At 67.4% G+C, this 11,736-nt stretch carries 12 protein-coding genes; 3 read left to right on the top strand and 9 right to left on the bottom strand.

Features of this window, described 5'->3' with window-relative positions:
• A partial coding sequence (locus Q0A15_RS06915) for a radical SAM protein (RefSeq protein ID WP_291278791.1) occupies positions 1-800 on the top strand: 800 nt, incomplete at its 5' end.
• 26 nt (positions 801-826) lie between these two features.
• Here the strand turns inward: Q0A15_RS06915 and Q0A15_RS06910 are convergent.
• The 3 genes from Q0A15_RS06910 to Q0A15_RS06900 all read right to left on the bottom strand — a co-directional run bounded on the left by Q0A15_RS06910 (position 827) and on the right by Q0A15_RS06900 (position 3,640).
• Positions 827-1,561, bottom strand: coding sequence for a VIT family protein (locus Q0A15_RS06910; protein WP_291278790.1), 735 nt, complete (start codon positions 1,559-1,561; stop codon positions 827-829).
• A gap of 63 nt (positions 1,562-1,624) precedes the next feature.
• A complete protein-coding gene (locus tag Q0A15_RS06905) occupies positions 1,625-2,509 on the bottom strand; it encodes an RNase H family protein (protein ID WP_291278789.1) in 885 nt (294 codons plus the stop codon).
• A 27-nt stretch (positions 2,510-2,536) separates the two neighbouring features.
• On the bottom strand, positions 2,537-3,640 hold the full coding sequence (locus Q0A15_RS06900; RefSeq protein WP_291278788.1) for a glutathione S-transferase C-terminal domain-containing protein: 1,104 nt from the start codon (positions 3,638-3,640) through the stop codon (positions 2,537-2,539).
• A gap of 51 nt (positions 3,641-3,691) precedes the next feature.
• Here Q0A15_RS06900 and Q0A15_RS06895 point away from each other — a divergent pair, with 51 nt between their 5' ends.
• Positions 3,692-4,174: a MarR family transcriptional regulator gene (locus Q0A15_RS06895; protein WP_291278787.1), complete on the top strand. Its 483-nt coding sequence runs from the start codon at positions 3,692-3,694 to the stop codon at positions 4,172-4,174.
• Positions 4,175-4,186: 12 nt separating this feature from the next.
• Here Q0A15_RS06895 and Q0A15_RS15035 read toward each other — a convergent pair whose 3' ends face one another.
• From Q0A15_RS15035 to Q0A15_RS06880, 4 genes are all read right to left on the bottom strand, one after another.
• Positions 4,187-4,690, bottom strand: a complete 504-nt coding sequence (locus tag Q0A15_RS15035) for a Dyp-type peroxidase (protein ID WP_367273365.1) — start codon at positions 4,688-4,690, stop codon at positions 4,187-4,189.
• Positions 4,691-4,702: 12 nt separating this feature from the next.
• Positions 4,703-5,431 (bottom strand): Dyp-type peroxidase, encoded by a 729-nt coding sequence (locus Q0A15_RS15030; protein WP_367273364.1) that lies wholly within the window; start codon positions 5,429-5,431, stop codon positions 4,703-4,705.
• Positions 5,418-5,948 (bottom strand): copper chaperone PCu(A)C, encoded by a 531-nt coding sequence (locus tag Q0A15_RS06885; protein WP_291278786.1) that lies wholly within the window; start codon positions 5,946-5,948, stop codon positions 5,418-5,420. The genes Q0A15_RS15030 and Q0A15_RS06885 overlap by 14 nt, the downstream gene beginning before the upstream one ends.
• Positions 5,949-6,021: 73 nt before the next feature.
• Positions 6,022-6,624: a hypothetical protein gene (locus Q0A15_RS06880; RefSeq protein ID WP_291278785.1), complete on the bottom strand. Its 603-nt coding sequence runs from the start codon at positions 6,622-6,624 to the stop codon at positions 6,022-6,024.
• 215 nt (positions 6,625-6,839) lie between these two features.
• Between Q0A15_RS06880 and Q0A15_RS06875 the strand changes: the two genes are divergently transcribed.
• On the top strand, positions 6,840-8,117 hold the full coding sequence (locus tag Q0A15_RS06875) for a hypothetical protein (RefSeq protein WP_291278784.1): 1,278 nt from the start codon (positions 6,840-6,842) through the stop codon (positions 8,115-8,117).
• Positions 8,118-8,268: 151 nt separating this feature from the next.
• On the opposite strand, the gene Q0A15_RS06870 is transcribed toward Q0A15_RS06875, so the two are convergent.
• Together Q0A15_RS06870 and Q0A15_RS06865 are read right to left on the bottom strand one after the other, a co-directional pair.
• Entirely contained in the window at positions 8,269-9,957 is a 1,689-nt protein-coding gene (locus tag Q0A15_RS06870) for an amino acid ABC transporter ATP-binding/permease protein (protein ID WP_291278783.1), read from the bottom strand.
• Complete coding sequence (locus Q0A15_RS06865) at positions 9,954-11,681, bottom strand: ATP-binding cassette domain-containing protein (protein WP_291278782.1); 1,728 nt, start codon at positions 11,679-11,681, stop codon at positions 9,954-9,956. The genes Q0A15_RS06870 and Q0A15_RS06865 overlap by 4 nt, the downstream gene beginning before the upstream one ends.
• Between the last annotated feature and the right edge of the window lie 55 nt (positions 11,682-11,736).

Raw genomic sequence — 11,736 nt, 5'->3', positions numbered from 1 at the left:
GGTACTTGGACCTGGACGCGGGACTGGACTTCGACCAACAGGTCATCGTCAAGGTCAATGTGGCGGAAGTGCTGGCCTCCCAACTGGCCAAGCCGAAGTGGGGGCACGAGCATGTTGCACTGGGGACCAACACCGATCCCTATCAGCGTGCGGAGGGCAAGTACCGCCTGATGCCGGGCATCATCGAGGCCCTGGCGCAGCACAGAACCCCGTTCTCCGTCCTCACCAAGGGAACACTCCTGCGCAGGGATCTCCCCCTGCTGGCCCGGGCTGCGGAGGACGTCCCGGTGGACCTGAGCATGTCCATCGCGTTCTTCGACGACAACCTGCAGCAGTCGGTGGAACCAGGAACGCCCCGCGCGTCCGCCCGCCTCCAAACGGTACGAGCAGCCGCCGAGCTCGGCTTCGATGTGACCGTGTTCCTGATGCCGATCCTGCCCGCCCTGACAGACACCATGGAGCACCTTGAACACGCGGTGCGCTCGATAGCGGAATCGGGCGCAACGAAGGTGATTTACGGGGCGTTGCATCTGCGCCCTGGTGCCAGGGAGTGGTTCATGAAGTGGCTGGGCGAAACTCACGCCGAACTACTCCCCCGCTATCGGCGGATGTACGCCAAATCCTCCTACGCGTCCCGCGAGTATCGGTCGTGGTTGAGCGCCCGCATGGAACCGCTCCTACGTAAGTACGGCCTGAAAGCAGATCAGGATGACGACACCCCCGAAGGCAGGGCCGCTGCACGAGGCAGGACCATTGCTCGGGAACCAGGTTCGGTCCCCTCACTCGCCACCCTGTTCTGACTCTCTCGCCAAACCCGTACGCGGACTCATCCCATTCCCGTTCCGAGCCACGTGCCGATCAGCCAGGTGGCTGTCAGGGCCAGGGCTCCACCAACCACCGTGCGCAGCGCAGCCCAAGCAGGCCGAGCACCACCCAGCCAGGCACCGACGGCACCGGTCAGGGCCAAGGCCACGACCACGGCAACGAACGTCAGCGGCACACGTAGAGCCACTGGCAGCAGCACCGACATCAGGAACGGCAACGCAGCACCGGTCAGGAACGCCACCGCGGACGCCCCAGCAGCCGACCATGGGGACGGAATGTCGTCCTGGTTCAGGTGCAGCTCCGTTTCCAGGTGAGCACTCAACGCGTCCTTCGCCGTGAGTTCCCGAGCCACCAGCTCGGCCGTGTCTCGAGAGAGACCCCGGTCTTGATACAGGCCCGTCAGTTCCTCGAGTTCCTCCTCCGGCATGGTCTCCAGCTCATGCCGTTCCTTGACGATCATGGCCTCCTGCGCATCCTTCTGAGAGGAGACGGAGACGTACTCGCCAAGCGCCATGGAGATGGCGCCGCCCAACACCGCAGCGGCTCCGGCCACGATGATGGGCCAGACCTCTTCGGTGGCGCCGGCCATACCGACCATGACCGCGGCCACCGACACGATCCCGTCGTTGGCACCCAACACTCCGGCACGCAACCAGTTCAGTCGTGAGGCGAGGCTTTCGGTGTGTTCTTCTCCGGGGTGGAAACTCCGGTCACCGCGGGAGTCGGGGATGCTCATGCCACCATGAATACTCCGGTCCGCACGGGGTTTCCAGGCAGGAAAGCCTGCCCTCAAGAGCCTTCAGGATTCCGGGGTCTCCTGGCGGAAGAAACACTTCCAGGCCGCGTCCTCGCGCCGCCACCAGCTGGTGACCACGGACGAGGAATCGCCGCGATGAATCCGGTAGGCCAGTTGAACAACGGAGGATGAAACTGCCTCCTCCAACAGCCGCTCCACACCGTCGGCCACGGGACGGCCCGACTCCGCATCCACCACCAGTGCGGCATTCACCAACTCACCGCGGTGGCTCACGCCGCGGAACTGAGGGGAGAGCAGGACTTTCAGGGTGGACCGATCGCCGTTCTCGATGGCGTCCATGACCTCGGCCTCGAGCGTCAGGGCCATGTCCACGGGTCCCATGCCCGACGCCTCGTCACCGGTGGGTGCCTCACCGCGCCCAGGCGCGGTGGTGGCGGTACCGGGCGTCACGCCGTCGGGCATTTTGGTGAATCCGGGCCCAGCCTGAGGTGCCTTGCCGGCCTGGTAGGCCTTGGCCGCGCCGTTGGCACGCGTGTCCGCGGCCTCGTTGAGGGGATGCCCGGCGTGGCCCTTGACCCATTCGAAGGTGACGTCGCGGCCGGCGAGCGCAGCATCGAGTTCCTTCAACAGGTCCTGGTTGAGGACCGGCTTACCGTCGGCCTTCTTCCACCCCTTCTTCTTCCAGCCCTTCATCCATTTGGTGAGGCAGTTGATGACGTACTGGGAGTCGCAGAGGATCTGTAGGGGCTGCTCGCGCACGGACTCGGTGGAGTTGAGCAGGTCCAACACGGCCATGAGCTCGCCCATGTTGTTGGTGCCGTGTTTCCACCCGCCGGCGTGCCAGGCGTTCTCGTCGATGTACCAGGCCCATCCGGCAGGCCCGGGGTTGCCGAGCGCGGAGCCGTCCGCTGCAGCGATGATCGTCATGCGTTCAATCGAATCACACGAGGCGGCTCAGGCGGGGTAGAGGGGGTTGTGACCTGCGGCCACTCGCTCCGATTCGCGCACAGGACCGGGTGCCGTCCCGTCCCCGAACGGCGAGCCACCCAGTGCCTCGCGGCCGTGCGGCGTCAGCCAATTGGAGAGGTCCGGTCCCACGGGCACGATCCCCGTCGGATTGATGTCGCGGTGCACGCCGTAGTAGTGCTGCTTGATCTGGGTGAAGTCCACGGTGTCCCCGAAGCCGGGGGTCTGGAACAGGTCGCGGGCGTAGGCCCAGAGGTTGGGCATCTCGGAGAGCTTGTTGCGATTGCACTTGAAGTGCCCGTGGTAGACGGGGTCGAAGCGCACCAGCGTGGTGAAGAGGCGGACGTCGGCCTCGGTGATGGTCTCCCCCATGAGGTATCGCTGGTTCTCCAGCCGGGTTTCGAGCCAGTCCATGGCGTCCCAGAGCCGGGCGTACGCAGCCTCGTAGGCCTCTTGGGAGCCGGCGAACCCGCAACGGTAGACGCCGTTGTTGACCTCGGTGAATACGTGCTTGATGACGGGCCACATCTCCTCCAGCTTGTCATCAGGCAGCAGATCCGGGGCACCCTCACGGTGGAATTCGCGCCATTGGGTCGAGAAGTCCAGGGTGATCTGCGGGTAATTGTTGGTGACCACTGCCCCTGAAGGTACGTCAACCAGCGCCGGGACGGTGATCCCGCGCGGGTAGTCCGGGAAGCGCTTGAAGTAGTTCTCCTGTAACCGCTCGGTCCCGAGCACCGGATCGCGGCCGTCCGGGTCCAGGTCGAATGTCCACGAACGCGCGTCATGCGTTGGCCCGGGCATCCCGAGGGAGATGACATCCTCGAGACCGAGGAGCCGACGGACGATCACGGTGCGGTGAGCCCAAGGGCAGGCGCGTGCAGCGACGAGCCGGTAGCGTCCGGCCTCGACAGGCCACGCCTCTGCACCCTCACTGAGCCCGTAGCCGAGCGCGCCGATCTTGGATTCGATCGGCGCCGGCAGCTCTCTGATCGCGGCAGGATCGGCCACGATCCGGTCCTCGATATAGTTCGTGTCCCGGTTGAATTCCCCGGCCTCGACGTAGCTCCCCTGAGCTGGCTCCTGTTTCATTCCTCCAGCATCCCGCGTTATGATTGACGCGTCAAGCATATGGAGGATGAAATGGCAGACAACGAAGCACCCAGGTGGCTCAACGAGGACGAGCAGACCTTGTGGCGCAGCCTGCGCTCCTTCGTCTGGGCCTTCCCCTCCGCCATGGACCGGCAACTCAGCCATGACAGCGACCTGTCAACGGGTGAATACTCCGTGCTGGCCACCCTCTCCGAGTCGGAGAACGACCAGCTGCGCCCCTCCGACACCGCCTCGGATCTTGGCTGGGAACGCAGCCGCCTCTCCCACCTGCTGCGGCGCATGGAAGCCAAGGGACTCATCGAACGCGTCCCCAGTCTCTGCGACCGGCGCGGACACGACGTCCACCTCACCGCGAAGGGGCGGGCCACCATCGAGGCGGCCGCGCCCCATCACGTCAGATTCGTTCAAGAGACGGTCTTCGACGCCCTGACGCAAGAAGAGCAGGACACCCTCAAGACGGTCCTGGCCAAGATCCACGCCAAGCTGGACCACCACCGACAGCAGGAACTCTAGAACCCAAGAGCTCTAGAACAGCCCCTCCCCGATGGACCCACCGGCCTGTGCGGCGGGCGGGATCCAGAACACTGCGGAACCCACCGGGTGGGTCCACTCGTTCATCATGTCCAGCTCCGCCAGGCGCGCCTGGATGGGGTGGAACTGCTTCACAGGGTCGGCCTGGTAGGCGGCGAAGAGCAGCCCGGCCCGGTCCGTCGAGTCCCCGGCGGCTCCCGGCGCGGCGTAGTTATACGCACGCCGGAAGATCCGCTGCGCGTCGTCCCCGGTCCGGGCACGGCGCACATGGGCGAAGTCGGCGACCTTGGTCACCAGCCCCTGTTTGGCCTCGAAATCCGGCTCGGCATGTTCCTTACCTCCAGTCACCGGACCACCGGTGGACAGGCGACGGCCCACCGCGTCCTCGCGCGCCGAGCGGTCCACCTCGTCCCAAGAGTCCAGGTCCATGAAGATCCGCCGCAGCACCAGGGTGGTGGAGCCGTCCCCGAAGGCATCGGAGCCGGTTCGATAAACCAGAGAGTCTAAGTCCTACGTCCCCGGACGCGGGTTCGTGGTCCCGTCCACCTGGCCGAACAGGTTGCGCATGGTGGTCCCGTCCGGCCGCGAACCGCGGGCGTAGCGGAACCCCTCCTGAACCCAGGCGACCTCACCGAACGGCGCGCACTCACGTTGCAGTACGCGATCCGCGTGGGCCAGGGTCAGCGGATCGTCGCAGGTGATCTGCAAGACCAGATCGGCCTGCCCCCAGCGCTTCTCCAGGCGATCGATCCTGTACTTCGGCAGGGGAGCCAGCCAGGAGGGCACGGATGCGCCGAGCCCCGAAACCATGCCCGGACCGAACCCCAGGGTCACCGTGAGGGACGACGGGTCCGCGCCGAGTTCGGGCTCCACGTCCGCCAACACCGGACGCCCCGACATGAGCCGGGCGATGTCGTCGGAGAGCAGCATCAGCCAGCCTTTGATCTTGGATGCACTCACCCCGTCCTTCAGGTTGTAGGCCCGGAAGATGGCGTGCGCGCCCGGCGCGGTGTCCACCCCGGGTTGCCTGCCGGAGCCGGCCGAGACGGTCTCGGTGCCGAAGGCGCCACTGCCCGACGCCTCGGCGTCACCCGCCGAGGTCCCGGAGGCGCCGACCCGGCCACCGTCGTCGCGCACAAGGGCCGCTCCCCCGGCCACACCCACGGCGGCGCCGGCCGCCGCCCCCGTGGCGGCGATCAGGCCGCCACGGAGGAAGGAACGACGGTCAGTGTCCGTCATGGGTGGATGCCTCTTCGGAGGGAGCGTAGGTCTCCTTGGCGCCGGTGAACGGCTTCACGGGCGCCTCGACATCCAGGGTCGAATCGTCATCGAAAGTGAGCGTCACCGTGACGGTGTCCCCGGCGGCGAGCTTCTTGTCCAGGCTCATCAGCATGACGTGATCGGCGCCGGGTTCCAGCTCCTTGGACTCGCCCGCAGGAAGCGGGAAGCCGTCCTTCTTCTCCTTCATCATGGTGGATCCGGAGCCGTCGGCGACGGTCTCGTGCAGTTCCACCATCCCGGCCACGTCGGAGTCGGCGGAGACGATGGTGCGGTCCTCGTCCGTGCCGTTCTCCACCGTTCCGAACATGGCGGTCATATCCGTGTCGGTGGCCTTGACCCACGCGTCTTCGACGGTGATCTTGCCGGAGGCTGCGGCGTCGGTGGAACCACTGGATTCGCTGGAATTGTTGCCACCGCAGGCGGCCAGGCCTGCGACGAGGGCGAATGCGGACAGGGCAGCAAAGGTCTTCTTCAAGATGTTTTCCTCAACATTGTGTGTGGTCTCTTCGGGACACGTTGGCGCGCCCGAACGACCTCTGCCGAGGCGATCAGGCGTGCGCTGTGAGGAAAGCGGGTGGTCCGCGGCGGGAGACCGGGCCCGGCAGGGCCACGGCGGTGAGAATTGCGGGGGTCCGGTTGGCGACCCAGGCCCGACGCCGGGTGGCGGGCACCCGCGGCAGGCGCGCCGCGCGCGCGAGCCGACACACGACGTCGGCCAGGTGGTTTGCCAGTTCGCGGACCACGTCGAGGCTGCGTTCCGCATAACGGATCGCCGCGACGGAGAGCAGGGCCGAGGCCAGGTGAGCCAGCAGCATCTCGTTGCCTGCTCCACCGTGGGTCGTGGGGCTCAAAGCCGCCGTCAGCTCCGCACCATGCAGGTGACCGGTCGTGTGGTGAGAACCCACGTGAGTGCCGCCGAAGGCCAGGTGATAGATCAGCTGGGCCGGGAGCAGGAGTCCGGCCAAGCGAGCCCCGCTAGGTTTGCGCGTCGCGAACGGCAACGCCACCACGGCGCCGAGGGCCCACGTGACCGCGACCAGGACCGGATTAGGGGTGTGTCCACCTGCCAGGACGTGAGTGAGGACGGCGAGCGCCACCGCCACACCCGAGGCAGCCCAGGCATGACCCAGTGGACGCAGGCGATTCTGCATCGGGGGCCTCCTGGTGGTGCGCGAGTGGGCACGGTCGGGTCCCATTCTACCGAGGGTAGAAGTGGGACCGCCAACTGCGTCCAAGCCCTGGTCTCCGGCGCTCAACGCCCATCCTGGGATCTCAACTTCAGCGGGATATCCAGTTTCAGCGCGGATGCGGTGATTGGGCCGAAGTTAGGAACTGGACTGAAGTTGCGCAAGGGTACGGTGAGCACATGGATGCTGAGACGCTGTTGATGGGCCCGCGCGGGCGCAGGTTGTTGCTGTGCTTCGTCACCTCGTGGCCGGATGAGCAGGACCGCACCGACCCCGAGCTGGATGCCGCGCTGAACGTGGCGGACGAGGCCCTCGACGTGGATGGGTCGTATGGCCCGTTGCAGATGGCCGTGGCCGTTGGCAGCGCGGGGTACGACCATGACGAGCTCATGCGCGAACTGGAACTAGCTCGGAAGGAACGCGCCGAGAAGATCAAAGCAGCCAAGGCAGAGCCCGGCCCGTTGCTGGAATCGATCGCGGCCGGACTTGCACGAACCCCGCTACCGCCGCCCACCGTGTCCGCTTTGATGCAGGCGTTGGAGGACTCCGTGTCCACCGCCAGGTACTGGCAGCATCCCGATGGGCTGGATGTTGCCCTGGCCGACCCCCGAGTGAAGGACGCCCTACTGCGGGTGGCCCAGCACGTGCTGCCCGCATGTGACTGGATGGAACGGCCCATCGACCGGGACCAGAGCTGGGCGGTCAGGGATGGTGCCCCGGTCGAGGTCACGTACGAGGACCACGAAGCCGAGACCGAGAACATCGAGGTGGCGGGCGACTACGGAGATCCAGCCGCTCTCCAGGAAGAGTTTCTCAAGAACTGGAAGTTCATGCCGCTTCCGACCACCGGTGACGACGCTACGTCCGAGTTCGATGATGACGACCCAGAGGTCGGTTGGTGCACCCCAATGGGCGACGGTACGGTCACCACGGGCCTTTCCCCGGATCCCGACCGGCCGGGACCGCTGCAGCTCTACTGCGAGGAGGACGATTATGGGCCCGAGGATCGTCGCGCTACACGGGTGGTGGTCTCGGACTCGGACAGGGTGTTGGAGATCTGTTCCGGCCAGGACTGGGCCGACCTGTGCGCCGAGTTCCCTCGGGACATCACCCGGAACGCCCGGGAGTGGTCGGAGTCGACTGGCCGTCATCCGCGTAGCCCAGGTGACGGAACCGACCCCGGCTGGGTGACGCCTGACATCGCCGCGGCCTCCAGGCATTACGACGGCATCCACCTCACCATCGCCGCCTACCTGGCCTGTTCCGGCACCGCGATCCCGGTTCCGCCCAGCAACGGGCGCGAGAACGGGGCGTCCATGATCGCGGGCTGGCATCCGGATGCCACGGTGTGGCTCAGCGACCGGACCAGCGCGAAGACGGTGCGCTGGCTGTGGCGTGACGAGGACGATTGGCCCGTCTACCGCTACGAGCTCGATCCGGCCTCCGTTTCCGCGTGATGCGGCCCAACGCCACTTCAGCCCGATTTCTGGCTTCAGCGCGAATCCCGCTTTCTCGCTGAAGTTGAGAATCGCGCTGAAGTTGTGTCGGTGTGTGAGGCGCAGGTGGGCGCCATCAGGAGGTGCACTGCGACCTGGGCATGAGGCTGCATCAAGCGCGCAGAGCCAAGCGGGAGAACGGGCCGCCCGCCTGCCGCAGCACGCCGGCCGCACCGGCCTCGACGACGCGGCCACGATCCATCACCACCACAACCCCGTCATCGGGGATCATGTCCGTGCGGTGCGTGATTTCCAGGACCGTCGGGGCCCAATCCAACGCACCGAGCCGGACCCGCACCACCGCGGCCGTCTCGGCGTCCAGCTGGCTCAACGCCTCGTCCAGAATCAGCAATCGCGGCCTCACCACCAGGGCCCGGGCCAGGGCCACGCGCTGCAGCTGGCCGCCGGAGATCCCTGCACCGCGCTCGCCCACCCGCGTCGAGAGTCCATCCGGCAGGGATCCGGATAGGTCCACCACGTCCAGCGCCGCCAACAGCTGGGCATCCGTGGCCTCAGGCGCCCCGAGCCGCAGGTTCTCCGCCACGGTGCCTGGGAAGAGAATGGGCCGCTGGTCCACCGTCACCACCGCCGCACGCAAGGCGCCCAGCGACAGCGAGCCGACCGGCGCTTCACCCACGCGCACCTCACCGGAACCCACGTCCCACCCTCGCGTGAGGAGACCCGCCAGCGTGGACTTCCCGGACCCGGAAACGCCGCACACATAGGTCCACGAGCTAGCAGGTGAGGACAAGGAGACGTTGTCCAAGGTAAGAGCAGATCCAGCACCCGGGTACGCAAAACTCACCTCACTCAAGGACATTGACACCCCGCTGGTGCCTGCCACATCACCGTCGCCGGAATCCGACACCAACGGAGACGCCTCGATCACGGACCGCACCCTGGCACACGAGGCAAGAGCCGCATCCAACGACAGCGAGAACGCCTCGGCCCCGGCATCGGAGGCCCACAGGGAGACGAACAGCGCCACAGCCATCGCGGTGGCCTCCAACGACGAACCGGTCGCCACCAGCGCAACGAGCCCCGCGCACCACACCAGCCGAGCCACCGCGGTGCGCCAGGCGCCGACCCCTCCCAGCCGCGCGCCGGCCGCGGAGACCGACCGTGAGGCCGCACCCAGGGAGGCCAACCGAGGGGTCGAAGCCTGGAAGGCGAGGATCTCGCGTAGGCCCTGCGCGTCGTCGGCCACCTGGACCGCCACCGAGCTCCTGGCCGCCGCCTGATCCTGCGCCGCCGCCCAGGAGAATCGCGCGAACCCGAACGGCAGTACCACGGCGACCAGCAGCACCGCACCCATGACCAGCGCAAGCCCGCCATCCACGGCCAGCCCGAACCACGTCAGCGCCACCGCGGGCACCACCACGGCGGAGATGGCAGGCGGGATGGTGTGGGCGTAGAAGACCTCGATCCGGTCGATGTCGGCGGTGGCGATCTCGGTGATCTCCGAGGACGCCCGGCCCGTGGTCGCGGCCGGCGCCTGCGGGATCAGGCGGGAGAAGAACAGTTCGCGCAGGCGTTGCAGCGCGGCGAAGGCGACCCAGTGCCCGGCGTGGTGCTCAAGGAAGCGCAGCCCGGCCTTGGCCAGGCTCAACCCCACGATCCACCAGATCGAGCTCACCGAGAACGCGCCGGTCAGGGCGGACACCACGGCGTGCGCGGCCAGCACCAGTACTGCTGCGGAGAGCAGGTGCCCCACCACCCGCGCCGCGACGGAAAGAGTCAGCCGCGGTAGCAGCGGTCGCGTGATGCGCAGCATCCACCCGATCAGGGGCAGACGGTTCATGAGCTCGCTCCCAGCGTCACGACCCGGTCGGCCGCCATGATGGCGCCGGGCCGGTGTGCGATCATCAGCACCGCCTTGTCACGGCACAACCGTTCCAGCGCGGCCAGGTAGGCGGCCTCTCCGGCGAGATCCACCTGGGACGTGGGTTCGTCCAACACCAGAACGGGCGCATCCTTGAGGAAGGCCCGAGCCAGTCCCAAACGTTGCGCCTGCCCACCTGAGAGCGTCAGTCCGTGCTCCCCCACCTGCGTTGCGAGGCCCGACGGCATGTCTCTGACCTCCCTGGCCAAGCCGGCGGCCTCCAGCGCCCACCACAGCCTGTCCTCGTCCGCGTTCGCGTCCGCCAGCCGCAAATTCGCGGCGATGCTGTCCTGGAAGAGGTAGGTGCGTTGGTCCACCACGGCCAGCCGCTCACGAATCGCCTGCGCAGACGTTCCCGCGGTGGACTCGCCGAGCACCCTCACCTCGCCCTTGCTGGGCTGCAGGTCTGCCCGGATCAGCGCCGCGACCGTGGACTTGCCGACGCCACTCGGCCCCACGAGCGCCACGTGCTCTCCCCTCTGCACGGTCAGGTCCAGGTCCCGGATCACGGCGCGCGCGGGGTCCCAGCCCGCGGTGACGCCGCTGAGCAGGATCGCGGGGGTTGTGCCCGACGCCGTGTGGTGGGCTTCCGTCGCCGCCGCGGCGGTTGCGCCGGCGACGGTGGCAGCGGTGCCGCCGGTGCCACCTCCGACGTTGGCTGTGGCCCCGGCGCCGGCCGAGTTCAGGTAGCGGGTCAGCGCGGCCTCTGCGGCTCTGCCGCCTATCCCGATGTAGAAGAATTTGCCGACGGAATCGGCGGGTTGCCCGGCCAGGACCGCGATGAGGATGGCGGCGAGTGCGGCTCCGACGCCCATCCGTCCAGCTTGAACGCCTGCCGCGGACACTGCGGTCGTGACGACCAACAATCCCAGGGTGACGCTGAGGTCGAGCACCAGCACCAGTCGTTGGTTCTTGGCCAGCAGCGTCATGAGTCCTTGGCGTTGTTTCTCCCCGAGTTGCTTGAGCTCCCCCTCGGCCCGACCCGCTGCGCGGAAGGCCACGAGCGTGGACAGCCCCTGCACGCTGCGCAGGAAAAGACCGGACAGCGCCGCACGTTGACGACGATTCTCGCCGCCGGCGCCACTCAACAGGCGCTGCCCCACGCCGATCACCAGGGGCACCAACACGATCATGAGGGCCAGCCAGCCGGCCACGACCCAGTCCACGAGCACCCCGAGGAGCAGCACCACCACGAGTGGAGTGGTGAAGGACCCGATGGTGGGCGCCAGGAATCCCGCCCGATAGTGGGCTGCGCGTTCCACGGAGGAGGTGGCCAACGGGATGACCCGAGCATCGCGGGAGGTCCGAGCCGTCTTCTGGGACAAATGTGAGAGGAGAACGGCCCCGCGCAGGCGCCGCTCGGCGGTGTCCTGGGCCCGAGCCACCAGTCTCGCTTCGACGTAAGAACAGGCGGCTGCACCGACACCGCAGACGATCATGGCCACGATCCCCGCGCTGCGGCTCCCGTCACCCTGATCGCCCTGGTCCGTGAGCACAGCCGTTTCAGGCCCAGAGCCCAGGCCTGCGAATTCCACGAAGCCGAAGTCCCAGGCGCCGGAGTCCAGCACCCGGCCCAGCGCCACGAACACGCCCACCAGAAGGGCCGCGTGCAGCCACGCAAGCAGCACCAGGGTCACGGTCACCGGCGGAGAAACGGAACCACGGACCAATGGATGCGGTGGCCCGAACTTGGGGCGT

It is taken from the genome of Galactobacter sp. (genome assembly GCF_022712295.1).
In the GTDB taxonomy this organism is placed as follows: domain Bacteria; phylum Actinomycetota; class Actinomycetes; order Actinomycetales; family Micrococcaceae; genus Galactobacter.
This window is presented reverse-complemented; position numbering and strand designations above follow the sequence as displayed.